This is a genomic window from Bradyrhizobium sp. NBAIM03 (genome assembly GCF_020194055.1).
Classification (GTDB): Bacteria; Pseudomonadota; Alphaproteobacteria; order Rhizobiales; family Xanthobacteraceae; genus Bradyrhizobium; species Bradyrhizobium yuanmingense.
In genome coordinates, this window is sequence record NZ_JADYVS010000022.1 from 1 (window position 1) to 24,467 (window position 24,467).

Consider the following 24,467-nt stretch of genomic DNA (forward strand, 5'->3'; position numbering starts at 1 on the left):
GGCGGGGCAGCGATCGGGCGAGTCAAGCGAGCAAGGCGACTTTGAGCAGCGGATGGAGGATTTGCATCTCGGTCCGTCTGATCAAAGCAAGTCACCTTCGCCTGATCGGCCTCCCGCAGGAGGTGGTCGAGCAGTCCGGCGGGACGATTTCGGCGGTTCGATGCGGGCGCCGCCGCACTCCGCTTTTAGGGAGGGTGCGCTCGGCGACACGCGCCGGAACGTAGACATTCTCAGCTTTCAGCTTCCCGCTTCGACGCAAGTGCCGCAGTCTGGTTTGCGAGATGATCTGTTCAGCAGCGCACGCTACAGCTTTCCGGACCCAGAGTCTGCCGCGTCGGCCAAGAGCGGAAAAAGCCGCGGATTATGGTCACGCTTCAAGTCGGGAATCGGCAAGGCGCTTGGCCGGAGTGGCAGCGAAAAGTCGTCGCGCGAGGCGGGGCAATCTGACCTCTTTTCGACGAATTTACGAATTGATTATGCGAGGCAGCCGGGCCGGACGCGCGGGGTCTCTGCGGCCGATGAGGAGCTCATTAGAGATTTCCGAAACAAGGCGGCGGGTAAACTCACCGACGGCACGATCAAGAATGCAGCAACCGATTTGCGCCATTTGAGCGCGCGCTTGAGCACGGCCGGCAGGCCCTCAATTGCGGAACGAATTAGCCGGGAATTGGATAACGCGCAGCAGGACAATCCCGAGGTGGAAAACCACCAGCTGGAAGCTGAGCTCGATGAGGACGTCGACACCTATGCAAAGGACCGCGTCACGCGCATCAAGGCGGCCTTGAAGAAGCTCCGTGAGGTCGGTGCCGGAAACGCCCTGGCGCCTGATCTCCGCCGACTGGCTCCTCACGGAGCGGACGCAACCCTCATCGGCATGTGGGTGGCGGCGGAAAAGGCGACACAGAGGATCGAGCCGGCGACGATCGACAGGCAAGCTCGCCGCATGTCTAAGCTGAGTGAGTGGCTGCAGACCCATGACAGGCCACCAATGGCCGGCCGACTTTCCACCCCCGCGTTTGTCCGGGATCTCGAGGAGTACAGGCTCGAAACCAACGATAAGAAGATCAACGCTGATCTGGTTAAACTTGGCCGATACCAGCAGATCCTGGAGGCGAACAGGGCGCTTGGATTGAGGCCTCCTGAGGATCCGGGCCAGACTTCTCGGGAAGCTGCTCGACAGCCGCATGCAGTGCAGGATACTCCCGCAACGCCAGGTAGCCCGAGCGCGGGAACCTGGGATTGGCGTGGCGAGCAGGTCCCCGGGCCCAACATATTGATGCCGCCGCCGCCCAGCCATTGGCAGGCCGGCTCGTCGCAGCAGCTTCCCGCAACCCCGGCGACGCCGAGCGCCGGAGCCTGGAACTGGCTTGGCGAGCAGATCCACGGACCCAGCTCACCAGAGCCAGCGCCGCACTGGGCCGCGCATGCGCATCCGCCACTCGAGCTTCCTGCTACACCGGCCACCCTCGGCCAGGGAGCCTGGGCCTGGCTTGGGCAACAGATGCAAGACCCCGCATCGCCGTCGTCCGTCAGGCCTCGATCGTCAAACATCTACGGCGGTCTGGACTCCTTCGTTGATCTGGATCCACCCACACCTCACAACTTGCGCGACGATGCGCGCTCTGCGCCAGTATCTGAATTTGCAGACGCCTCGTCGTTCGCGGGACCGCCGGGGGCGGCTCCGGAGGTGCGGGATATTGGCGCGATCGTTGGCACCGGCTGGCGCCACGGCTCCCAGGCAGCTTCAGACGTGTTGATCGATGTATTGGGCAATATCCATCTGCTGCCAAACCAGTTCGGGCCAAGTCAGTTTGTGATCAATGGGGAGCGCTATTCGGCGACGCTTGGACCGGGAGGCCGCAGGGATGTTCGCCTGATCCATCATCCCCGCGTGAGCCAGCCGGATGAACCTGGCCCGTCTCAGTCGCTCCATCGTCCCCGGCCGATCGTGTCAGCCGCGCAATCCGGTGAGGGGCCTGTTGATCTTGGGTATCTGATCCGCGGGGGATGGGAGCACCGAGAGCGATTCCTGCCGGATTACCTTATCCGCGTCCTTGAAGGCCAGGGCATCATGCCCGAAGTTGGGCGCCCGACTTATTTCGAGATCCGCGGAGTGCCTTACAAGGGCGAATTGGTGGAAAGCGAAGGCGGCCGCCAGCGCGTACGCATCTATCCTGAACGTGGCTGAAGAGGCAGCAGGGCTGCAATCGGACTTTCGGCGGGGCAGCTCGCGTAAGGCGTTCTATGTTGGCGAGGCTATTGGCAGGCGATGGATCGGTTGCAGGGGCACGGCCTGAACCGTCCCGCCGTCCTGCCTTCTCTTTGCAGAATCTGCCAAGCTCAACGGATTCTACGAATTTGGTGCATGCCCGGACCTGCTTTCTGCATCCCTGATCCTTTCACATAGTCCACCAATTCTTGTCTTGAAAACCGCAGCTACTACGGATTGAACGCATTCGTGATCGACGGAGCACCGCGCCGCGTGCTGGCGATGGACAAGTGCCCAAATTCCTCGGCGGGCGCGGTAGTTCGCAACCTGCATAGCTTAAGCCTTCATGCGCAGTTCAGTTATTGCGCCGCTATGCAAAGTCTCCTCGCGCCGCAAACACCGGGTCCGCTCGGGAGCAGAGTGCAAGTGTCCGCTGGACCCGGGAAGCCGATGAAAGCGAGCTGGTGCGACAAAAATCGATAAACCATCGTATAGCTCGTTTCCCCCTTCCTTTCGGTCTTTATCGCACAGTCAGCTATTGGAGCGTAGACCCTCGGTGACAATTGTCTCCGCTGTCATCGGATATCTCGATTTCCATGCAAACAGACTACGCAACAGCGACGTGCCATTAACAATAGGTGTTGGCCAACCCCAGCATGTATTCGGCTGGTTGGATAAAGTGTGCCGAGATGTTGATAGATCATGTAACAGGAAAGGTTGTGCCTGAGACAGCGCACGATCGCGATCTCGCTTTGGACTTCACCAAAGGAGTGCTCATCATTTTAGTGATCGCCGGTCACCTGATCCAATATATCCTCTACCAAAATGAAGGATTTTGGGATTCGGCATGCTTCAAATGGATCTACATGTTCCACATGCCCCTCTTTATGGCGATAAGCGGTTATCTTTCTTGCCGAGCGCTACTGGCAAAGTCGTTCACGCAAGCTATCGGCAGTCGTGCGACGCAGCTCCTGGTGCCGATGCTGTTTTGGTGCTCTCTTCTGGAGTCATTAAAGTTTGCCGTGTTTCCCCGATCGGCGGGCGCACCAGACACCGTTTTGCAGTTCCTGAATGAGTTCGTCGGCACATACTGGTTCGTATGGGCCGCGTTCATTTGTTTCATCCTCACTAAAACTATTTCGATCTTCAATCGTTGGTTGCCCTGGGCCTTGTTCGTATCCGTCATTCTGGTCGTGCTTGCGCCTCTGACTTTTTCCATATTCCCTCTTATAAAGTATATGTACCCGTTTTTTTGCCTGGGATTCTTATTTGCGCAGTCGAGAGAACGGTGGACGAGCATAATGCGCTCTCACAGGGTGTTCTTGATTATGTCTGCCTCAATAGCGGCTATGATGTGCTTTCTGGCCTGGCGCAACGACACTTATGTCTACAACAATCTCGCTTTGGTCCAGGATTTGCAGTCGGCAAAAAATGTGCTTCTGATGTTTCTTGGCTCCGCAGCTGCCTCAGTGATAATGATTGAGGTCCTGCTTCGATGCTGGAATATTGGTCGCTCAAATCGGGTGGTCCGCTTTATCGCCGAAAAACTGGGACCGAGCACGCTCGTGCTGTACTTGATTCAGGGTACCGTATTCCGTCTCATGGATTCCATACAGTATGGAGAACTTTGGGACCCCACAATGAGGTCTGCCGCGGCTGCATTTCTGGGGACAACGATTGTTGCCGTCGCGCTAGCGGTTCGCTGGACCGTGCGCGACATTCCTTATCTGTCCCAGCTCATGCTCGGAGTGCCACCCCGCTCAATTCGATAAGTAGCTGTAACCGAGATGTGATCAGGAGGCTCTCGCAAATCATCGTAGGTTGCGTGCCTCGTGAACCTGCTGTCTACGCAAGGCGAGACAATCTGGAAAAATGTCCTCGGAAATTGGGTCGTTGCTCCACGTAGTTTGCTTCCCTCGAACGTCTAGCGCAGATGCGGCCGATCCCTTCAAGGGGATCGCGAAGGTCCGGTCCCATGCGTCACGGATAACGTCGGAGCAGAACGGCGCTTGCGATGATCAGAAGAATATCAACGTAGATACCAACAGATTGAGCGCGTGTTCCGTTTGGGGCGTGTGTGTGATGCTTGTCGGATAATGAACGTATGACAGTCCGACGCTTGCATATATCCCCGGAGCGAGATGCGCGATGTATGTTCCCGTGACTGCTGTGCTATCGCGGTGCGCAAGCTGGCCTTTAGCCAGAGCAGCATCCACTGCAAGCTTACTCCAGGCCGTGTTGGTCGCAACGAGGGCAATCAGATCACTGGGCCGGTTATCAAAAGGTCCCTTCGCATAAAGACGAAGCTCGTAATACCGGCTGATCCTGTTGCGTTCAGGTGGAGCTCCCATGACGGAAAAGCCGCCGTAGATGCCGCGAGACGGCGACCCAAGGGCGTCACTCTGCCAGAGCTGCCTGTCCGCAGCGATGTAGTGAAAATTATTTCCGCTCTCCCTTTGTTGCTTGGGATCCGCCAAATCCGTGTAGCGGCTAGTGTTGAAGCCAATGCCCGCCCGCAGCCACGTGTCGGGTAAGCCGGGAGCAGCCTTGCTCTTGTAGCCGGCTTCTTCGACGAAAAGGATGCCTGCATTGGCCGTGCTCCAGTTCAAGCCGGTGGGATTCTCCGTTATGTGGGCATAGGGACCATCGGGACTGATTGAGCGCTGGACGGAGACCTTGTTATACAAGCGATCGTCGAAATTGTACTTCAAGTTGACGGCCGGCGTGGGCGCGGCATTGGTGCTCATCCCTGCCTGGAACAAGGCAGACATGTTCGATCCTGTAATCCCTCCGAACAATGTACCGGTGAATTCATTCTGGTTTCTGAGGTAGCCAATTTTGAGCTCTAGTGTCCTGTCGAAGAAAGTCTGGTAGTAGGCGAGCGTATTGAGTCCCACTCGATCTGGCCCTGGGCGATCCCACGTCCAGTATTGCTGCTCGGCTCCTACGACAATCTGTCCGTCGGCAATGCCGAACCGGCTCAGATCGTAGGTGACGATCATGAGGTTCGCCGACGCGAAAGTCGGATTCTGGCCCATATAGAGCTGGTTTGCGATAGTGCTTCTGGCTGCATGCGGTAGCTGGTTGCTTGCAAAGGAGTTATGTGTCCACCCGATATAGCCGATGCCGACGTCCGCCAGCGCAGATCTAACGCCCCCCTTGTCCTGATCAATCGTATCTGCAGGACCAGGGATGGGGAACCACAACCCTTTTTCACGCAGATTGTCGTACCTTTGGAAGGGATCGATCGTTTTTTGCGGTCTCGTCTGAGCAGCCCTGTCCGCATTGCCGCGCTTCTCCAAAGGCACTCCGGGACCTGCTGCTGGCGCCGGGGCAGGAGGGCGGATTGCCTGACGGACCAGGTCGATCGGGAGCTTTGCGGCCCGGTCGGAAGTCTTTCCTCTTTTGCGGGTCTCATCCACAGGGTGGTTACTAGGATCAAGTCCGCTGGCGGTTTGTGCCCGTACGGAATTGCCGACCAGACAAGCCGCTAGCGAAAGTGCGATAGCAAGCCCAGATTGCTTTCGCCTTGGTCTGAAATTGAAAGAAAGTGCTGACCTAGCCGAGTATGTTCGAGGCGAGGTCGTCGCAAGAAGGCAATCACGCATGGCGTAGTTCGGGTCCATGTCTGCCGGACATGAATAGATTGAACTGCGGCCTGATTGGCCCAGAGTGAGCTCCCGGCGGAGTGTGCCACGCGCCTGCTTCCACATCGTCATTGCGAGCGCAGCGAAGCAATCCAGAATCCCTCCGCGGCGGCAGTCTGGATCGCTTCGTCGCCAGCGCTCCTCAGCAAGCGGCATCGCCGGCGTCCTTTCGCGTCCGAGGGCGAGGGGGACGAGCCAGAACGCGATCTATCCGAACAGAGCCACTCAGGCTTCCTGAACCTCTCAGCTCGCGGCGCGATGATGATCTGGTCCGAAACTTTGCTTGTGCATGACGTCGGTGCGCCGAGAGCCAGCGGAGAGCGCTGGCTCGGCATATGCTGACGACGAGCGCGCGGGGCTTGCTGTCCTGGCCACCAGAATATTGCGAACGTCCACCTTGCTCACTGTGAGTCAGGCGGTGGCGCGCATCTGCATCGAAGGCGGCTTTCTGAGCCAAACGGCAGCTACCCGAAAGCAAGGCTCGCCGTGCAAGAGGCGTGGCTTCACGAAGCGCTTCATTGGTATCGTTGTCAGCGAAACACGAGACAATCGGCGGGCTTGAAGGCCGAAGAGCCTTTGAATTTGCGCGCGCGGCAACCACACCACAACATCCAACGTGATGGCCCAGGAGACCGGACGAATCAGCCATCGAGCAGCTCTGGCGGATATCGGCGAGCAGTTGCTGGTTGCCGTCAGCGCGGCAAAACTTGTCTTGCATCCGAATCCTTGATGTGCGCGGCGTTCGTTGGTCACGCTTGGCACGTGCCCGTCATCTCGAACAACCTGCCGGAACTGGTAGTTGATCAGGTGCAATGGTTGCCAGTCCAATCGGCCATTGCGGCTCGGCCGATCAGCCGTTGCGCTTACGTGGCCCGTCCCAGATGAAGTTGCTGGTCAGGCAAGGCGTGAGGCGGGAGTCCATCGAACACACTGCCGGATCAGTGGACGGTTTGCATTCGTGCCGGGGCAAGAAAAGACGATCTGCAAGGTTCTTCTGAATGATGAGAAAATGCTGCGCCATCGCCGACGAAGACGAGAACCATTGCTCGCTGGTGGCGCTATCATGGAGAACGCGCGCAAATTGTCGCGTTGCGTTGCTCAAGAAGGAGCGTTTCATAGGAGCAGGCGCAGCCGATCGGGAAGCTCGCCAAGATTGATTATTGTCGACGCTGGCAGCTCCTGGAGCGCGGGAGCATCGCGGGCGATCGCGTCGACAAAATAAGCCTGCTGGAATGGGATCTTGAGCGAGGAACAATGGACTTGATTGAACATGCGGCCGCTTCAGACTTGCGCCCGCTCTTGCACGGGTCGTCAAGACGGATTCTCCCGGTCTTGGTGCTCCCGCTTGTCCTCGTCGGCTCGTGTGCTGCTGGCGCCTGGCTTTGGGCTAACCTTGAAGAGCCTGTCGAGACGCCGGAAAGCAGGGATGTCGCTTCAACAATGAGCCTGTCACTGGAGGACAGGGCATCCCTATTCGAGATAAATTGGGCACAGCAGAAAGCTGGCGATGAGATCGCAGAACTCAACCGCCAGATCGATGCCCAGCGGGATGTCCTCAAAGGGATCCTGGATCAGATCACCATGCTGACTTCGCGGATCGATGCGCTGCAGAGTTCAACACCTGTCCCTTCTGCTGCTTCCGAGCCTCCTTTGTCGCCACCCCGGGCTGTTTCGAGCGTCGCCAGGAAACGCTTCGGGCGGTCCAAACCACATGGACCTGTTTCGGTCGGAAGCGCGCCAGTGATCGCCGGACCGAAGACAGCCGAGCCTTGAGTCTGAGACGCTGCGGGCGTGGTCGAGTGTCCAACTGTGCTCGAGGAGGTGGACCATAGCTTCGCAAAGCTGCCTCCAGCCGTAAAATTCCCGAAGCTGGTGCGGACGCCGGCGTCTCCAACGGCACGTCGCGCTGAGGCAGTCACCATTATCAAGAGCACTCAAGGAGAGGTGGGGCAGAGCCCTTTCGGCATGATCGAGCCGTGGCCCTGAACGGCGGAATCCGCTGCGCTTCTCCTTCAAATCAGCTTCCTTTTAGTCAGCCCTCCCGGTTCGAGGCCATATCACACCGCCGCTGCATCCTCGAAATCTGGCCTGTCTGCCGGAGGTGCCTCTTCAGATCATTCGGTCGAGAAAAGCTTAGATCTTTGGGATCTGCTCACATGCGCGGCTTAGTTAATAGGGGGTACGGTCGAGATAAGTGTCGAATGCGGCAGCAACAGCACGAATGACAAACCGGTGTTCCTGCTTGACCCGAATGAATCCCTCTTCAATGTCCACTATCCCGTCTTCGGCAAGCATTCCCAGCCGGTCGGCCGAATTGAGAAGAGGAATCGGATCAAATCCGTGAGCAGCACAGATCGCTGGTACGTCGGCCTGCAAATCGCACATCAGACGCTCGATAATTGCGGCGCGGAGCCGATCTTCGGGGGAGAGACAGTAGCCTTTTGAGGTTGCCAGACGACCAGCCTGAATGTGTTGGCCATAGGAAGCGGTTGCGCTCTCGTTCTGGACGTAACCGTCACGCAGACGGCCGATGGCTGACGGACCTAAGCCGATTACGGTTTTGCAGGTATCAGCTGAATAACCCAGGGAGTTGCGGCGCAGCTGACCGACTTTCTGCGCCAGCGCCAGCTCGTCGTTGGGCAGGGCGAAATGGTCGAGCCCGATCAGGCGGTAGCCGGCCGAGACCAGCGTATCTGCAATAGCCGCGGCTTGCTCGGCGCGGGCGACATTATCCGGCAGCGCCGTCTCATCGATCTGGCGCTGACGTTTCATATAGGAGGGGACGTGAGCATAGCCGAAAACCGCAAGCCGGTCTGGCCGCATGGCCAGGGCCGTCCGCGCGGAGTCCACGCAGGACCGCACCGTCTGATGTGGCAGTCCGAAGAGAAGGTCGAAATTGATGCGCCTTATCCCATGCTGGCGAAGGCTTTCGACGACAGAAGCCGTCTGCACCTCACTCTGGACGCGGTTGACCGCCCTTTGAACCACGGGGTCGAAGCTTTGCACGCCTATGCTCGCGCGACTGATCCCCGCCGCTTCTAACGTTTCGACCATCTCGGCCGTGAACGCACGCGGGTCGATTTCTATGGCGATGGTAGCTGATTTGCTGAACGCGAAGCAGCGACGCAGGAGTTCCATCAAGCCCAGGAAATCAGTCGGCGCAATGATGGTCGGCGTCCCGCCGCCGAAATGCACGTCGCTCACCGGCAGAGCGGGCGGCGCTTGCTCTGCGACCAAGCGTATTTCATCCCGCACCGCCGCCAAATAATTGCGGATCGGACGCTCGCTGCGAGTGAGGCCTGTAGGGAAGCCGCAATACCAGCAGATCGAGCGACAGAACGGAACGTGGAGGTAGAGCGATACGGGTTCGTTCGGCGGCAGCCGCCTCAACCATGTCTCACAAATCTTGGGACCGACCATCGCGGAGAAATCCGGTACGGTTGGGTAGATGGTGTACCAAGGCAGGCGAGCATCGCAATATTTGTTTATGAGGGAGGTCTGCAAGGCTTAACTTTCCCATGCGCAAACAGCGTGAAACTGACCGGTGCCCTCTCTTGTGTCTTTGCGTTATGTCAAACGCGCCTAACTGTTCTTGAGATTGATCCCGCTCTCGATGTCACTGCCAACCCACCTTAGGGCCGGCAGTGGGAGTGAGCGTCGCTCCTTGGCGATTATCTGGAGTCTTGTGGGTAGAATGAACGTGTCCTACGAGTACGGCCCAAGCGGCTAGACGTCCTCCGACTAGGCTGTGTGCAGTGTCAATCATTCATCCGAGGGCGCGTCGCTTCTGTACTCCCTGACATGCAGCCGTTTTGCGACGAAGACAGGGATCTAAAGGCATCATCAAGAGCGGGCAGGCTGTCCCGAGACGTTCAAACTGGCTTTTCGTGGAAAAATCGATGTGCATGCTCGCAGCATTCGACCGGTGCCTCCCGTCCAAGGCCGGCGTGTCACGGAAAATACGTTGCTTGCTGGATGAAGAGCGCCAAGTTCGCGATCGTACAATGTGACGCTGCGTGCGATTCAAGTCCTTTGGATCAGCTCACGAAAAACATTGTCGAAGTTCAAGTACAAAACGCAATGAGCCTCAATTCCGCCACGCTACTTGTCTCATTGCCGCGAGCATCATCACGGATGTACTGATGATGTTGGGGCGAGCCCGGCGCACTTTCACACCCGGCAAAGTGCGTCGGGTGCGCCTTGGTTCGGCGGCGTCTCGTTCCGGCTCCAATGCAGCTCGCCAACTCACAATAACTTGCAGGTCCTGCTTATAGCGAACGCGAGCCCGGCCAGAAACCTCACACGTGACACTATCTGCAATATTACTTCAGCGCTTGATGTCTTTTGTTTTTTGATATCGCCTTTGCGGCTAGCGGAACCGGCAGAGCGCGCACAATTGCAGTTGCCCCTCATTGGCCTCGCGATCAATCCGGTGCACCAGCAGCAGCTCTCACTGTTTCACATAGCCCGCCTGGTGAAGCGTCGATCATCCCGTCACAAGGAATCGTTCTCGCGCGGCGGCCTGGAGGCCATCTAGGCAGAAGCCAGCTCGGAGATCTTGCACGGGATCATTAGACGGCGGGATCGCACCCTGGCATTCCAGCCCATTCACACTGGATCGAGAAAGTTTACGCTTCATATGCCGATCGGGTCTGAAGCTCATCTTCCGCGAATGAGAGCTGATGACGACTCCCCGCAAGACGGTTGGCAGCAACAATCAAGCACAGCGACGGCTACGTACGTCAGTATATGATCTGTGGCGATCATCGCCTTCAGTTCGCTGTTGAAACGTTTGCGGCAAGTGTCAATACTTCACGCCCCCAAACCGCCTGACTCTATCAGCAGCCTTTAGCGAGACCGCGTGAGAGGGTCTCGGCGTGTTTCAGATGGAGATGGGATCGAAGAACGACCGCGTCGACTCACCATTGCGGCAGCGAGCGCCATTCCTGTTGTAAAACGGCGTCGAACTCATCGGAGAACCGGTGAAGGATGACTCTCTCGGCGTGCTTGATTTCATAGGGGCGGCGCGATGGTGGCAGCTTCGTGGCGGAGGGGGCGCATTGCCGCGCCTCCGCATCCTTGCCCATTTCGAATTGACTGCAACTTTCTGGCGCTCAGCACATCTTCCCTGACAATCTCCATTAGCAGCGCGCTGCAAGGACGGACTTAACCCAACTTTCTCCGAACTTGGACTAAGATGGCTTGCAAACTTAAGTCGATGCGCGAGCCGATAACGAGATTGGCGCAGCTTTTCAGAATACTGATAAAGATCTCCTGGCCCCTACTCGTGCTGCGGCTCGCGCAAATGGCGCTGTCGCCTTTGCCTCCCAATGTCATGATTGCTTCAATGCACTTACCTTGCGACCAACCGGCCGCCTTTCAAGCCCTTGTCCCGGCGGTGATTTTCGCGAAATCAGCAGTTGGTATGACACTTGCTGGACTGGTGCGATCCGATCCGGGGTCCTCTCCCTTCTGGAGATGCGCATGCAAAGTGTCCTCTGCATCAAGCGGGTCTCGCGACTGCGAGTATCTCCCATTGCGTCTTTGACGTGGCCATTTTCTGCCCCTTCGACTCATTTGCGCCGGACCTGCCGGACGGACCCGCTGAGACGCCGGGAGATGATGCGAGGAGTATGGCTTCGGCTGTTCCGTGTTGCTCATCGATCGCGTCCCCGACGCCGTCATAGGGCGGAGCATCAGCCAACGGTTAGCGATGGCAATTCGCAAGATTGGGAAGAAAAATGACGCTCCTGTTGTCTTCGTCGGCAAGCAGAGAATCGATACCTACAACGCGCAAGTCGAGTCCGGCACCGCCAACCGCATGGGCGTGCTCTACCTTACCTGTATCGCGGAGTTTAGTGCCCAGCATGTCCTCGTGCTTGGCCTCGAGACAAAGCGAAACGTCTTTCGGACAGGACCATGGTTTCTCGCCATCCAATCTAAACAGAGCTGGGCCTGTGACCGCTCGTGCTGTTTGGTTCGTCTCGCCAGCTGAGTCGTCAGGGCCATCGGGCTTTCTATCACCGCCAGGCCATCAACACGGACGACCGCCCGGTGATCTCCGATTTCGCCAGTACGCTATCGGCGAGCTCGACCAATCACTTTGCCTGTGCAACGGCGCTTCGATTGCGCCGTGCCGTTCAGCCTCGGACCAGGGATGATGGCGGTATCTCGGCTGTTTGACGGGACGATCATGCCGGCGCAGCCAGCGGCAGGGCACGAATCCGGGAATGGCATCTGACGCAGGGTGTGGCGCTCAGACTTCACGAAGAACAAACCAAAGGGTTCAGGTCATGGATTTGAATTTGGCTCCGCCTGAAACAAGCGCAATCGAACACAATGACAGGGAGCTTGATCGAGGTTCTGAGGCGCCCATCACGGATCTCTTTAGCTTCACCGAATGCGCGAAACAGACGCATTCGCTCAGAGCGTTGTTCGAGCTTCTTGTAAGCTGTTCTACCAAGGAAGGGTTCAGTGAAGTCGCTTTCGGCGCTCTCAACTTCGTCGAGCCACTTCGGCTGGCGGAGTATCCACCTCCGGCTGTGGCTGTGAAGTGGCCGCCGGACTGGTGCGACCGATACTTCAAACACAAGTACCATACTATCGATCCGGTGATCCGGAGGACGCCGATGCAATCGCGGCCGTTTTTGTGGGACCAACTCGCCGACCGCTATCAACTTCAACCGGACGAGAGACGCGTATTGGACGAGGCGAGAGAGGCGGGCCTGAAGCATGGCATGAGCGTGCCATTGTTTGGCCCGTTGGGTCGGGTATCCGTGGTGTCGTTTGCATCTGCGTCCGACGATGCTGATCCTCAGGATCACATCGGTCATCTCAACGCGCTGGCGTCGCAGTTTCACACCGCCTATGGCGACATCGCTCGTCCCTGCGATAATGATTGCGAAAGAAAAATTGCACTATCGCAGCGGGAGATCAATTGCTTGCGGTGGGTGGGAGAGGGGAAATCGTCATGGGAAATTGGGAAGATCCTGAATATCAGCGAGAATACAGTCAATTTTCATATCAAAAATGCGATGCGAAAGCTGGGCGCGACCAGCCGGATTCAAGCGGTCCTTATGGCGGTTCGCCTCAATCTTCTTTGAATTCATCAGTCGAATGGAACGAGCACCAAGCGCTAATCTTGCTTCAGCTTCTGGCAGGTTAATCGATGCCCCGCGATAATGATTGCGAAAGAAACGTTGCACTATCGCAGCGGGAAATCAGTTGCTTGAGGTGGCTCGCAAGGGGGAAATTGTCTTGGGAAATGGGGAAGATCATGAACATCAGCGAGAATACAGTCAATTTTCATATCAAAAATGCGATGCGAAAGCTCGGTGCGACCAGCCGGATTCAGGCGGTCACTATAGCAATTCGCCTCAATCTTCTTCGAATTCATCAGTCGAATGGAACGAGCACCAAGTGCTAAATCTTGCTTCAGCTTCTGGCAGGTTAATCGATGCTTATGGAGCTCCGCAACCTCACGCGGCGAGAGGTTTCGGACTTGCCTCAAGGAGTGTTGTATTTGCGGCTTCGCCGAAAGTGCCATCAGATGTTGAATCGACGGACCTCGTCCGCCAGTGTTGAGGTCAGGCGGCGTCGTTCCACCCAGCCGGTGATCCCTGCTTAGACGAACTCGGACCTGGTGCTTCGGAAGGGGAAGGAGCGTGTGAAGAAAGAACCCCGACCGCGGTCGGGGCTCCCGATTCACGCAACCGCGTCGAGATCACTATTTGGCAAGCCCAGGGCCAAACTTGTAATTGAGCCGTGCCGTGATGAGATCGACGTCCTGGTGGACGCGATCGGCCGCAACGGCCGCTGGGAAGCTTACGTTGCTGCGCTGCATGAACAAGTGGGTATACTCGACGCCAGCTGACCAGCTGGGCGCGAGGCTGACTTCGGCACCGGCGCCCAGCGCGCCACCCCAACGCACATCATTGTCTACAATCTCGGTGCCAGTAGCCACCGAGTTCAAGTGATAGGTGTTGCTGGTCACCGCAGCACCGCCCTTGGCGTACAGCAGCACGGCATTGAACGTGTAGCCAATATGGCCGGTGAGCAGACCGAACGCATCTGTCTTGGTGCCAATGGTGTTTGCTGGGAAGGCGGCGCTGACATTGGAGCCGCTGAAGTCGGCCCAATTGCCCTGGCCTTCGATCCCGTAGACCATGTTGAAGATGTGCCAACGATAACCAATCTGGCCGCCAACGGTACCGCCAGTCGAATTATGGCAACCCTCGGGAGTGACTCCATTGAAATCCCAGCAGTTGCGGCTCGTTCCCCAGCCGCCATTGACACCGATATAGTAGCCGGACCAATCGATAATCGGGGCTGCGACCCGGAGCGGTGGCGCCTTGACCTGGACGGGCTGCCCGGCGAGGTCCGTGCCGAATGCGGGAGCGGCCGCACTGAGTGCGCCGATGCTTGCGGTCAGAATCAGAAAATTCTTCATTCGAGTGTCGTTCCTTTCGGTGCCCCCAGCGCCGTGCGTTTAACAACATGATCGCGAATTGCTGTAACTGCCGCACAACATGTCCTCGAAAGAAAAGGGTCAAATCGCACGCCGCGTCAGATTGTGGCGCGCGCAACTTGCCATGCACTGCCTCGGCCGAAATGCTGCGGCCTGACAGTGGTCGCTTCGCGCAGATGCTTCTTTGAATACGAGCCGTTCGTGATGGCTTGTGATGGGACGCAATGCTGCGAGGTGTTTCGTTCCCTCTCGCTAACTAGCGACAAGGCCAGTCTGCGCCAACACGTCCCGTGCATGCTCGCTGTTCAGAGAGTTCGGCAAATGAAGACCGCTGATCGAAGACGTCTCGGGCGCGCAAAAGCTCATTCTTCCGGCAGGAGGGCCGTGCTGCCGCTTGCAGTCATGGGCGATGCGGCGATGATCGATCACAGGCCTGGATCGCTTTGGCTCCCGACCTATCATAAGTGCAGCACGATTTTCCTCTGCTAAGACCTCGATCGACGATGCCAAGAAGCCGATGCGGCTGTGCCTGACGAGGCTCTCGCTTGAAGTTGAGCAAGCTCGTGCCGAGCCAAGGTCAGGAGAGAAAACGCTAGGGCGTTTCCTGGCGCGAGCGAATATTAGCGCGGCTGTTCCGTCCCGTCGCCGACTTGCTCTGGGTTCCAGGTTACTGGTCTGGGGTCACTAGAAGAGCTGCATAGGCAACAGTCGTCGCGAACGTGCTCGTCTTCAGCGGGGCTGAACGTGAGTGGAGGAAGGTCAGCTCGAGCACGCTCTGCCCCGGTTGTTTTCCCGCCGCATAAGGTCCCCAAGAGCCTTAACGAAGGCGAACTTATATGGCAGTAGAGGTTCAAGCGCCTTATTGCTCCGTCGACGGCGCCAGTTCAGCCCGCAAGCTGCGTATCGCCTCGTTTGCCAGATTTAAAGTATTCCGTTCGCCTTTCCTTATCGAAGACTCAAGGAAAGTGCGCAACCGGCTGTGGAGGACCGTCTTGAGATTATGCGCCAGCAACGGATCCTTCTCAACAAAGCGCCAGGCCTTATCAAATGCGACGCTCACGATAGCATCTGTCATCTGCACTTGCTCCGGTAAGAACTGATCCATCTCAACACTCCACGACGTCCTGATACAAGGAGGTACTTTGGCAAAAACTAACCGAGAGCCTGTGGCTTGTCCCAGCAAGTAAGACATCAGAGCAGCAGGACGCTCGGACATCGAGCTGCTCTCGGTGCTTCAATGAATCTATAGATGTTTGTTGAAGTTCCGATGACCCCGCAGTCGTATTGCCAGGCGCAATTCGAATAATTCTGAAGCGGCTGAAACGAGCACGCGTCGCGCGACTTCGTTACCGCAGTGCTCTTGTTGCTCGGCATCGGTCAATAACTGCGGCTCTTCCTGCAATCGGAAAATCGGCGCCATGCCAATCACGACTAAAGCCACAATGAAAATGGATCGTTCCGCTCCATTCGCAGTCTCAAGCTAAGAAGCGTTTCTGGAAGCGTGTGGCGTTTTCCGAACACTGCTTGTTTGCTTTCTGATACGTGTCCGGGGCCCGTCGTCCTTTGCTCCGCCCTGCGCGTGGTCTCCTGCTCTCGGTGCAGGCTCCAGCTTTCGAGCATGGTGGCGAACAGTTGCGATATGGAAAAGCCAGCGGAACCGGCGCGCTTACGGGACGGTGTGCGCATAGACGCCAAGTCGTCGATCCCCGGTACGTACGGCCGCAGCAGTCAGCCCAGGGACGTTCGATAAGCGCGCCATCAACCGCAGAAAAAGGCAAATGAAATCTCAGTCGGCTGCTGCTGAACGTGACAGTATTAGTTTCGCGATCTTCAGTTGATTGGCGGGAGTTCGAAGCACTGCCGGTAATGCTGCCACGGCCTGATCGAGAAGGCGTCCCAAAACCTGAAGGTCTTCTGGGTAGTAAACGCCACGGTCTCGCGACAGTCGCGTCGTTCGCTGGTCGCTGGCGCGGCCCCCGGTACTGGTATCGCCTAGCTGGCCGAGCTCCACTTCCGCCGTAATCATTTGGTTTGTGAGTGCGTTCAGCAGTCGGATCGCTTCGAGCTCGTTGCCTTCTTCGCCTATGAGGGCGGCCACGATGTCGAGTTGCAGGTCGATGCGTTCCTCAAGGTCCTCTGCGCGTGAATTGGAAGGGTCAAGTTCCACGGTGTTGCTCCAAAGTGGTTAAATGCAGGCAGCAGGCTGATTAACGGTTGTGGCAGACGGCGATAGAACGAATGGCTGCTGCACAAGGCAAGGTGCGCACGCACGGTCGCCGAAGGCAGGGGATGGCAGGCATGTGCCGCGAAACGACCGCAAAGGCGGAATCGACGGTACAGAGCGCTGCGAACTGCTTGTAGATGGCCCGTCATTTGATTGGATCGTCGAGCCGGTCCAGCGCGTTGGGCCGTGGCAGTGACTCCAGCTAGCGGGGACACCGCTGATGACGGCAAGTCGAGAAGCGAGGCCCGAACTGCTGCGGGATTGCTTGCCGCCTGACATAGCGATCTAGACGTAACCGGAGGCCTCGCCAGACGAGGGATAACCGCGTCGGGATATGGTCGAAGAGCGCCGGCGCATAGAATGAGATAGGGTGGCGTCAGTCTGTAAGCAGTGGATGTGGGGGCGGCCCGCCGACGAGTACTGTGCATGCGAGCGGAGTGAGAATCCGCGATCACACGACGTATGGGCGTGGGCAGCAAGATCGCCAGACTGGTCTCATCACGCCGATCGACATCAGTGCATCGTCCTGGCCGGAGGATATGTCGCTTGCACTTAGCCTGGTCAGATAGCTGATCGCACTGCTTTGCCTGAAGGCCGCGACAGCGGCGGATTGTCGACGCTGCCCGCCTGGTCAGGGCGGAAAGTCCCGCCCGCACCGGTGTAGAGGGCAGTTCGACTGCCCGAATTCTATGCAGCGCACGCATTTACTTTGGCCAAGCAGTGTGCGCGAGAGCCGATCTTCTTGGAGCGCCTTAGTAAGATTGCAAAGGGGGAGGCGACAGCGCGATACGTTGCGCGCCAGACGTTGCGATTGGCCATCCGACTGGATTTGCGCCGCACGCGTCTCGATTCCAAAGATTGATGGGTGTCGTTAGGGATGCAGCCACGAGAAGCTTGAATCGGCCTGCGATTATGCTGAAAGCAAGAGGGATCCATGGTCACACGACATTCGTGAAATGTGCTTTCCGGAAACCGGCGATCGACTTATGGGGTATTTGGCTGAAATTGGTAAAATCGAAAGTGTTGATGGGACGCATCCAGTTCGTGGATCGCGTACACGAGTAATCTCATCGCGTACATCGAAAATGGGTTATTTAGTGTTTTCCCGCAGTCTTGGTTCAGTGAGTTTGAGGGCCTTTAGGCGAGCCTGCTGATTCGTTGATGACCGGCCATGATAGAGAAGACAAAAAATCGCAGCGAATACGGCTAGATTGGACTCCAGATGTCACGAGGGTTCCACAAAAACTCCACCGATGCGCGTAAGAAGAGAAGGCCGTGCAATCTCGACGGCGACTATCCACCAGCTCCGGCCTCCCGCAGATGCAGGATGACCCCGAGCAATCGCTGGCCTTCATTGAAAAGGCCCGCGAGATCGAAGCGGACGAAGAGCGCCCGCCTGCGGATGAGTTGATAAAGGCTCGCAAACACTCCCTAGCCAAAGCTCGCTCCCAAATAGAAGCGCCAGGCGGGTCAGATATCGCCGATTTTCTCCAGTATAACGTGTACCGGACTACCTCAACCATGAGCGCCTGTGGCTTCCCATCTGAGAAGTTGGCAGGCCAATCGAGCGTCAGGCTCCATCTGTTGTCTGCCGGTACTTGAGCGCCAATTACATGCGTGCCGCCGGTTGGCGCATATAAGTGACAGTCCCCTTTATGCGGCCGCCTGCTCGATGTAGGTACCACTATAGCGAAGGTTTCCAACATCGACCCCGACAATCTTGCCGTTGCCGACGTAGACGGCACCGCCGCCAGTTCGCCCATGCAGACAGTCCATTGCGTAAAGCGCGCTCACAACGAAGAATTCTCTTCGAAAGCAGAGTTTCATGTGCCGAAGTAAGAAGAAGCGCAGTCAGAAAAAGTGAATGCTTGATCGTTGCCATTGAGGCTGACGATCGCCTTCGCGCAAAGGGCAAACGACAACCAAAATCGCAACCAGATTCGAACAACCTCAGTGCGCCGGTCTCCTTTGCCAAGCATATGATTCCCCAATGTAGACATTAGCCACCAAAGCTATCGAGAATTTCAGCTTTGATTGCGGTTGCCGTGTACAGGGAGACCTCCAGCGGAAGGTTTCCAAATGCAAGCTGGCAAAGCAAGTAGTTGGCACCTGCCTCTTCCATCTGCTGAAGAAGAAGCTGCCGGACGGAAGCTGGCGTTCCAACGACACACAATTCGCTCTCAAGTGCTGCATCGAAGGTCAGCGGAAGGGCGGGCGGCGTCGGAATGGCGTTCAGGTCGTAAAGAAACTTGAAGCTCTCCAGCCATCGTCCATACGCAGTTTTGGCCGCCGCATGAGCGTCCTGGTCAGACTTAGCAATTACGACCATGCGGGCGAGGCCGAGAAATGGCTCGCGGCCATGTGCGGTTGTATTGTGGCCGCGTTGGGAGCGGTAGGCCTCCGTAACTTTCCGGACAACAGAGGCGGGGCCTATGCACGCCAGATTGGCGCCATTTGCAGCGGCCCACTGCGCCGACTCGGCCCGATTGCTGGCGATCCAGGTCGGCGGATACGGACGTTGATGAGTCCTCAAGGTTAAGGGTATTTCGCTCAGCTCAAAGTGGTGTCCCTGATAGGATAGCGTATGTCCCTTCAGTGCAATATTCAGGATTTCGCTGGCTTCAGTATAACGGCCTGGTGCGGTTTCTGCACTGATGCCGAAATAGCCCCATTCAATCGGCTGGGAGCCGCGGCCGATCCCGAGCTCGAGCCTGCCGCCGCTCAACTGGTCAAGCATGCAGATCTCTTCGAATGCGCGCAATGGGTGATAAAGGTTGAGCAACAGGACGAGCGGACCAAAGCGCAATTGCCGGGTGCGCTGCGCCAGGCTTGATAGAAACAGGTTCGGCGAGGGCCCTCTGCCATGAGGTGTGCAATGGTGTTCGGCCAGGTGATAAGCGTAGAAGCCCAGAGAATCACAGGTCTCCGCCAGCTTGAGACGATCTTCATATTGTCGTGCGGCATCTCGACCGTCGTCATCCAAATGGTCGAAAATGCCGCACCTTAGTCTTGAAGGAAGGCCACTCTTCACTCGATCAATCTCCGATTATGGGCCGGGACGGCGAGCCCTGGTTGCTTCATGCCGTCGCGCTCAAAGAGGTGTTGTTCCTCATTTGACGGCTTAGGGCGTTTCTCTTTGGGTGCGTGGATCTGAGGTTGCACGTGTGATTGGGTCACGAGAATGCGTAGATGGCGGTCCGGCAGTTACTTTGAAAAGAGGTGGCGAAGCGCCTCCTCACCGAGCATGTGCTCGACCAGAAGCACCGTTAGCTTCGCGTTCTCCTCTTCTTCGCCTGCCCCAACGCTTGGCCGCAGAAATGTCCATGCCACCTAACCTAGCACCATTGTAGATGGCCGCTTCAGAGGTCATGTGCCCGCGAGCCGGATCAGCGCGACAGGCTACTATTTGTCTATGGTCGGACGCAGCGTCTCGTTCAGGTCGACATCAGGTAGCTCTGCGAGGGCTGCAGCGAACGCGACGAACGCTACGAAAGCTGCAATAATAAGAGAGCTTGCGAGTATCGCTGCTCCAACGTCCTGAGGGCGTCTCATCATCCGTGTCACTTTGGGTTTGGGGAGGCGGCGTTGACGCCAATCAGTTCTGCTCGACAGTTTCAACACGGCCGTCGCGCCAGCGGTAAACCAGAAAACCAGGAACCGCATTATCTCCCTTTGTATCGAACCGCACTGGCCCAATCACGGTATCGATCGCCCGTGAACGAAGTGCGCTGGCGACGCGCGCAGCATTGAGCGAGCCGGTCCGGTTCACCACCTCTGCCCATGCTTGCACGGCAGCATAGGCGTAAAGCGTGTAGCCTTCAGCGGACAGGTTGGAAGCTTTGAGTCCGGCTACCACGCCGGCCGCATTGGCATTCCTGGCGGGATCCGGCATGAAGGTAAACAACGTGCCATTTCCAGCGGTGCTGGTAATGGCCCAGAATTCAGAGGTCATCAACGGATCGTTCGCCATGACGACGAGGCCCGCTCCTGCCTCTGATGCCTGGCGTACAAACAAGCCGATTTCGGTATGATAGCCGCCGATATAGACGACGCGCACCCCATCCTTCTTCATTCTTGAGACCAGGGCCCTGTAATCCTTTTCGCCGGCTACGTAGCTTTGCCGAATGACTTGTTCACCGAACCTCTGAAGCTGTGCCTCAACCACGTCGGCAATACCCTTGCCTGCGGTGCTCTTGTCGTCGAGCACTGCGATCTTGGCGTTAGGGTAGTTCCTGTGAATGTACTCAGCGGCAGCGGTGCCCTGTTGGTCGTCGCGGCCGCAGATCCGAAAGACGGTCTGAAGGCCTCGTTCTGTTAGCTGAGGATTTGTCGAGCCAGGGGAGACCTGAACGATGCCTGCTTCGGCATAGATGTCGGAGGCCGGGATCGACGAAGAGGAACAAAAATGACCAATGACCAACCGTACCCGCTCTGTTGTGAGCTTATTCGCGACTGCGACGGCTTGCTTCGGGTCGCAGGCGTCGTCGGCGACACTCATAACCACCCTGGTATCGGGAAGTAGGCCCGAAGCGTTCAGCGCCTCGACCGCCGCAGCCGCACCATCGCGCATTTGCAAGCCGAACGCAGCGCTGCTTCCGCTCATTGGGCCAGCCACGGCAATCTTGACTTCGGAGCCGCGCGCAGCCGAGGCGAGGGCGCAGAAGAGAAGCGCTGCACTCGCAGCAGAAGCGTAATGCCCATTTAACATTGTAGAGCTCCCAATGCTCACCTAAAGTGAACCGCCAACAGCTGTGATCAGACGTGCCTGCAGGTCGAGGCCGCCAGCCAAGCGAAGCGTGCGTCAGGTCGGCCAGATTGCGACCACGTAAGAGCCTACAATTTGACGTTACGTGCGGTTCAAGCCCCGTTTGAAGGGAGTCTCGATCAAGGCGTCAGGGAGCCCCGGATCGGCGAGGCCATGACGATCTGTCCGCTCGAACCCGTAAAACTGTCGGCCAGCATCAGAGCCGCCGATCAGCCAAAGTACGGCTGATCCTCCAACCCGCCAAGGGCGAGATCGAGATATTGCATGAGGCAGGGATCCCAACCAGCCAGACTGCGGGGGGCGCTTAATCGTGCAAGTACCTTCAGGATCATCGAAACGCGTGAATCGGCGCCGGCGATTTCGCTGATCAGCAGGCGGGCTGCAACTGCGACAGCTTTTGCTCGATCGCCGCAAGGGGGCTCGCCCCGATCCATACAATCACGCAGGTCGTCGCGGATCTGCCGCCACCGCTCCTCGCGATCTGCAGCTAGCTTGCAGGTGCATCGGGATTTCTGACTACGCGTCTCGACCCGCGACATGGCATTCAAGGTAGCTGGCAGGTCATCCACACTTACCTGGATCTCACTGTCGATGGTCATGTTGCGCAGGCGATCTCGCAACAGAGTTGCCCGAGCTACCTGAAGTTCTATGCGCTCTAGATGCTTGCGCAGCAGGTCGGTGAGTGAGGTCGTGCCCTCCATAGCTTTGCGGATCTCGACAAGGGAGAAGCCAAGCTCACGTAGCGCCCGAATCTGGTGAACCCGTTGAACACTTTCGCGGTCGTACATCCGGTGGCCGCCGTCAGTACGCTCTGAGGCTGCTAGGAGTCCCGTATGTTCATAATGATGCAGCGTGCGTACCGTTACTCCGGTCGCCTCTGCAAGTTCGCCAATGCGCCATCGACGCCTTCGTGGTGTAGCTTTGCTCATGTTGTTCAATTTCAAAGCCTACAACCTTACGTCACGTGTGATTCAAGTTATTTCAAAGCTCTAGCTGGATCGTCTTCCATTCCAGCGCGAGAGTGGTGACTATCCTCAGAATGGCGGGGGATCAACCCTGAGGGGAAATGGCGATCAACAAGCTCGTCAGGCATGCCAGTTGAGCATCGCCGGCCGCTGTACGCTCCAAGATGAGTTTGGCGATTGCTTTGCGATTTTCCGGATTTCGCATCGATGGGGGTAGCGCGGTGACCGCACTATCATAAAGGCTTCCCAGGACGGAAAGCTCTTCCGGATCGAACACGCCGCTGCATTGCTCCAACGTCAGCTCCTTGTTTGTCATTGCGTAATGGCAGCGCACGTCGTCAAGACGTTTGGCGGCGATAGGGCCAAAAGAAGTCAGACTCGCGGCACGGAGCGACGAAGATGCGATGTACTCCAGGCTGATGCGATAGGGCAACACGCGTGCGCGATGCTTGCTTCGACAGCGCAAGAGATCGTGGTCATGTGCATGATCGATGACCACCACGCTCACTGTGCGTGGTGGTACGACTCGGTAACCGCAAAGAACCGTCTCCGCTCGTCGGGAGCCACTACCGATTCGGAGAGTTGACGACGACAACCCGGCGCCGATTCTGCTGTATCGAGGCAGGTGCGCCCGACGGCCAGGTGCAACGTGCGTCCCTGTCTCCAAAAGCAGGCCAACGGTCCAGCCGCCGCTCGCACGTCGAGCCTAATGCCAACGTGCGAAAGACCTACACAACGTCGTCATCATAGCCGTCCCCTGCGACGATCTTTATAGAGCGACCACGAATTCGAGAGAGGCGAGCCTAAATTGTGCGTTGAGACATTCGTTGGGATGTGAGGTTCGCACGATCTTGAGATCGTCCTTACGACAACGGCGAGACGGGTCGTGCGAAATCTCCGGCAGTATCCGGTCGTTCCGAAGTGCAGATGATGGAGGGCTCTTGTCCAGTTGCCATGTGGGTAGCCTCCTGCAACAATATCTCTCGCATCCACTGGCTTTCCGGATCGCTATTGTGAAGCACGGGCCATTGGACCGCCTCAGTGAAGGCGGGGAATGGCTGCGGAAGCTCGGCAATCCGAAGGGGGATCGTTCTTTGGAAATGCTTTACAATCCCTAATGGCATCGTCCCTATGCGGTTCGTGCCTACCAGCAGGGGCGGGATCATGCTGAAGCTCTGCACGAGAATGTCGATCCGCCGATTGAGACAGAGATCGAGTAGAAAGGATTCCTCGACCAGCGTCTTGCGCGCACCTCCGAGCTTAACCGCAACATGGCCCATCGACATATACCGATCAAATGTAAGCCGCCGTAGTAGTTGGCTGTTCGTGCAGCAACCTACACAAACGAGTCTCTCCTCGAATAGGGCCGCCCTGGGGTGCACGCTGGACATGAATAATTCCGGCAAGATAACAAAATCGACTTCGCCGCGGCGGAGAAGCTCATCGTGCTCATCGGTGAGCGTCACGAGTTCGAAGCTGACGGCAGGCGCTTCTCGCGCGACGCGCTCCACGATATTTCGAAAGAATACGACTGTTATAAAATCAGAAAAGCCGATCCTGAATCGCCGGTTCGATCGAGCTGGGTCGAACGCGTCCCGCGCGATTATTGAGAGCTCAATGCGCGTTAGAGCTTCGCGCACAGGAGCTGCGAGTCCTTCCGCGCGTGAGGTGGGGACAAGTTCCCGCCCCCTCATCCCAAACAGCTCGTCATCGAAATAGGAGCGCAGGCGGGCAACGGCTGCGCTCATGGCCGGCTGACTAAGGTTAATCTTGCGTGCCGCCGCGCTGAGGTTGCGCTCAGTCATGAGAGCATCCAGCGCGACGAGAAGATTTAGATCTAGACCTTTGAAACGCATGTCTTCTTATCCGGCAGGAACGTAACTGCGGCGCATACAACGAGCGGTGACGGCTGCGTCTGGAGAGGTCCTATTGGCTCGCCCGAATGGACATCGTTTCCATCCTGCGATCGCGAGAAGACGCTCGTAAAATGACCGCAACAATGGAGAGCAAGGCGGCAGGCCACCCAGCGGCGGCCAGAAACCGTCAGGAGTCCCGAAGCTGATCGGTCTCGCCGTTTCCAGCGAGCCACGCAACAGGACCCGGTCAGTTGGTTAATGGCAGTTCAACCCAGTGTCCGGCCAGCGCCGTCAGTTCACCAAACCGCCCAGTCGACGGTCGCGTAGCGCAGCG

General features: G+C 57.5%; 21 protein-coding genes. 7 read left to right on the plus strand and 14 right to left on the minus strand.

All coding sequences use genetic code 11. From position 1 onward, the window contains the following. Together I6F21_RS27300 and nolL are read left to right on the plus strand one after the other, a co-directional pair. Positions 1-2,188: hypothetical protein (locus I6F21_RS27300; RefSeq protein ID WP_225183781.1), on the plus strand; the 2,188-nt coding region annotated here is incomplete at its 5' end. A 710-nt stretch (positions 2,189-2,898) separates the two neighbouring features. Continuing rightward, positions 2,899-3,981 (plus strand): nodulation factor fucose acetyltransferase NolL, encoded by a 1,083-nt coding sequence (gene nolL, locus I6F21_RS27305; RefSeq protein WP_225183782.1) that lies wholly within the window; start codon positions 2,899-2,901, stop codon positions 3,979-3,981. A gap of 246 nt (positions 3,982-4,227) precedes the next feature. Here nolL and I6F21_RS27310 read toward each other — a convergent pair whose 3' ends face one another. The 4 genes from I6F21_RS27310 to I6F21_RS27325 form a co-directional block, all read right to left on the minus strand. Continuing rightward, positions 4,228-5,517 (minus strand): carbohydrate porin, encoded by a 1,290-nt coding sequence (locus I6F21_RS27310; RefSeq protein WP_225183818.1) that lies wholly within the window; start codon positions 5,515-5,517, stop codon positions 4,228-4,230. Positions 5,518-6,267: 750 nt separating this feature from the next. After that, a complete protein-coding gene (locus I6F21_RS27315; protein ID WP_225183783.1) occupies positions 6,268-6,669 on the minus strand; it encodes a hypothetical protein in 402 nt (133 codons plus the stop codon). Between the two features lie 37 nt (positions 6,670-6,706). Next, positions 6,707-6,958 (minus strand): hypothetical protein, encoded by a 252-nt coding sequence (locus I6F21_RS27320; protein ID WP_225183784.1) that lies wholly within the window; start codon positions 6,956-6,958, stop codon positions 6,707-6,709. An 11-nt stretch (positions 6,959-6,969) separates the two neighbouring features. Beyond that, positions 6,970-7,128: a hypothetical protein gene (locus tag I6F21_RS27325; RefSeq protein ID WP_225183785.1), complete on the minus strand. Its 159-nt coding sequence runs from the start codon at positions 7,126-7,128 to the stop codon at positions 6,970-6,972. Positions 7,129-7,296: 168 nt separating this feature from the next. On the opposite strand from I6F21_RS27325, the gene I6F21_RS27330 reads away from it, so the two are divergent. Further along, the gene (locus I6F21_RS27330; RefSeq protein WP_225183786.1) at positions 7,297-7,629 is read left to right on the plus strand and encodes a hypothetical protein; all 333 of its coding nucleotides are present in this window, start codon (positions 7,297-7,299) and stop codon (positions 7,627-7,629) included. A gap of 396 nt (positions 7,630-8,025) precedes the next feature. Here the strand turns inward: I6F21_RS27330 and hemN are convergent, their stop codons facing one another. Both hemN and I6F21_RS27340 read right to left on the minus strand, forming a co-directional pair. Beyond that, positions 8,026-9,360 (minus strand): oxygen-independent coproporphyrinogen III oxidase, encoded by a 1,335-nt coding sequence (gene hemN, locus I6F21_RS27335; protein WP_225183787.1) that lies wholly within the window; start codon positions 9,358-9,360, stop codon positions 8,026-8,028. Between the two features lie 1,415 nt (positions 9,361-10,775). Further along, complete coding sequence (locus I6F21_RS27340; protein ID WP_225183788.1) at positions 10,776-10,943, minus strand: hypothetical protein; 168 nt, start codon at positions 10,941-10,943, stop codon at positions 10,776-10,778. Between the two features lie 563 nt (positions 10,944-11,506). On the opposite strand from I6F21_RS27340, the gene I6F21_RS27345 reads away from it, so the two are divergent. The 3 genes from I6F21_RS27345 (at position 11,507) to I6F21_RS27355 (ending at position 13,282) form a co-directional block, all read left to right on the plus strand. Beyond that, positions 11,507-11,851 (plus strand): hypothetical protein, encoded by a 345-nt coding sequence (locus tag I6F21_RS27345; RefSeq protein ID WP_225183789.1) that lies wholly within the window; start codon positions 11,507-11,509, stop codon positions 11,849-11,851. Between the two features lie 298 nt (positions 11,852-12,149). Beyond that, positions 12,150-12,959 carry a LuxR family transcriptional regulator gene (locus tag I6F21_RS27350; protein WP_225129713.1) on the plus strand — a complete coding sequence of 270 codons (810 nt, stop codon included), beginning with the start codon at positions 12,150-12,152 and terminating at the stop codon, positions 12,957-12,959. A gap of 65 nt (positions 12,960-13,024) precedes the next feature. Continuing rightward, positions 13,025-13,282, plus strand: coding sequence for a helix-turn-helix transcriptional regulator (locus I6F21_RS27355; protein WP_225129711.1), 258 nt, complete (start codon positions 13,025-13,027; stop codon positions 13,280-13,282). A 300-nt stretch (positions 13,283-13,582) separates the two neighbouring features. Here the strand turns inward: I6F21_RS27355 and I6F21_RS27360 are convergent, their stop codons facing one another. The 3 genes from I6F21_RS27360 to I6F21_RS27370 form a co-directional block, all read right to left on the minus strand. Further along, a complete protein-coding gene (locus I6F21_RS27360) occupies positions 13,583-14,305 on the minus strand; it encodes an outer membrane beta-barrel protein (RefSeq protein WP_225183790.1) in 723 nt (240 codons plus the stop codon). An 877-nt stretch (positions 14,306-15,182) separates the two neighbouring features. Next, the gene (locus tag I6F21_RS27365; RefSeq protein WP_225129708.1) at positions 15,183-15,428 is read right to left on the minus strand and encodes a hypothetical protein; all 246 of its coding nucleotides are present in this window, start codon (positions 15,426-15,428) and stop codon (positions 15,183-15,185) included. Positions 15,429-16,109: 681 nt separating this feature from the next. Beyond that, complete coding sequence (locus tag I6F21_RS27370) at positions 16,110-16,490, minus strand: NolY (RefSeq protein ID WP_225129706.1); 381 nt, start codon at positions 16,488-16,490, stop codon at positions 16,110-16,112. Between the two features lie 1,377 nt (positions 16,491-17,867). Here I6F21_RS27370 and I6F21_RS27375 point away from each other — a divergent pair. Next, complete coding sequence (locus I6F21_RS27375; protein ID WP_225129704.1) at positions 17,868-18,149, plus strand: hypothetical protein; 282 nt, start codon at positions 17,868-17,870, stop codon at positions 18,147-18,149. 397 nt (positions 18,150-18,546) lie between these two features. Here I6F21_RS27375 and I6F21_RS27380 read toward each other — a convergent pair whose 3' ends face one another. The 5 genes from I6F21_RS27380 to I6F21_RS27400 form a co-directional block, all read right to left on the minus strand. Further along, positions 18,547-19,578, minus strand: coding sequence for an LLM class flavin-dependent oxidoreductase (locus tag I6F21_RS27380; protein WP_225129702.1), 1,032 nt, complete (start codon positions 19,576-19,578; stop codon positions 18,547-18,549). A gap of 564 nt (positions 19,579-20,142) precedes the next feature. Then, positions 20,143-21,255 carry a branched-chain amino acid ABC transporter substrate-binding protein gene (locus I6F21_RS27385; protein ID WP_225183791.1) on the minus strand — a complete coding sequence of 371 codons (1,113 nt, stop codon included), beginning with the start codon at positions 21,253-21,255 and terminating at the stop codon, positions 20,143-20,145. A 266-nt stretch (positions 21,256-21,521) separates the two neighbouring features. After that, entirely contained in the window at positions 21,522-22,241 is a 720-nt protein-coding gene (locus I6F21_RS27390; protein WP_225129819.1) for a MerR family transcriptional regulator, read from the minus strand. A gap of 121 nt (positions 22,242-22,362) precedes the next feature. Then, positions 22,363-22,779: a hypothetical protein gene (locus tag I6F21_RS27395; RefSeq protein WP_225183792.1), complete on the minus strand. Its 417-nt coding sequence runs from the start codon at positions 22,777-22,779 to the stop codon at positions 22,363-22,365. 361 nt (positions 22,780-23,140) lie between these two features. Further along, complete coding sequence (locus tag I6F21_RS27400) at positions 23,141-24,133, minus strand: LysR family transcriptional regulator (RefSeq protein ID WP_225183793.1); 993 nt, start codon at positions 24,131-24,133, stop codon at positions 23,141-23,143. Positions 24,134-24,467 lie beyond the last annotated feature (334 nt).

Bases quoted from the DNA above. Each gene is read 5' to 3' on its own strand.
- nolL (WP_225183782.1), top strand. From the start codon at position 2,899: ATGTTGATAGATCATGTAACAGGAAAGGTTGTGCCTGAGACAGCGCAC.
- I6F21_RS27325 (WP_225183785.1), bottom strand. From the start codon at position 7,128: ATGTTCAATCAAGTCCATTGTTCCTCGCTCAAGATCCCATTCCAGCAG.
- I6F21_RS27330 (WP_225183786.1), top strand. From the start codon at position 7,297: ATGAGCCTGTCACTGGAGGACAGGGCATCCCTATTCGAGATAAATTGG.
- I6F21_RS27340 (WP_225183788.1), bottom strand. From the start codon at position 10,943: ATGGGCAAGGATGCGGAGGCGCGGCAATGCGCCCCCTCCGCCACGAAG.
- I6F21_RS27350 (WP_225129713.1), top strand. From the start codon at position 12,150: ATGGATTTGAATTTGGCTCCGCCTGAAACAAGCGCAATCGAACACAAT.
- I6F21_RS27355 (WP_225129711.1), top strand. From the start codon at position 13,025: ATGCCCCGCGATAATGATTGCGAAAGAAACGTTGCACTATCGCAGCGG.
- I6F21_RS27360 (WP_225183790.1), bottom strand. From the start codon at position 14,305: ATGAAGAATTTTCTGATTCTGACCGCAAGCATCGGCGCACTCAGTGCG.
- I6F21_RS27365 (WP_225129708.1), bottom strand. From the start codon at position 15,428: ATGGATCAGTTCTTACCGGAGCAAGTGCAGATGACAGATGCTATCGTG.
- I6F21_RS27375 (WP_225129704.1), top strand. From the start codon at position 17,868: ATGCAGGATGACCCCGAGCAATCGCTGGCCTTCATTGAAAAGGCCCGC.
- I6F21_RS27385 (WP_225183791.1), bottom strand. From the start codon at position 21,255: ATGTTAAATGGGCATTACGCTTCTGCTGCGAGTGCAGCGCTTCTCTTC.
- I6F21_RS27390 (WP_225129819.1), bottom strand. From the start codon at position 22,241: ATGAGCAAAGCTACACCACGAAGGCGTCGATGGCGCATTGGCGAACTT.
- I6F21_RS27400 (WP_225183793.1), bottom strand. From the start codon at position 24,133: ATGCGTTTCAAAGGTCTAGATCTAAATCTTCTCGTCGCGCTGGATGCT.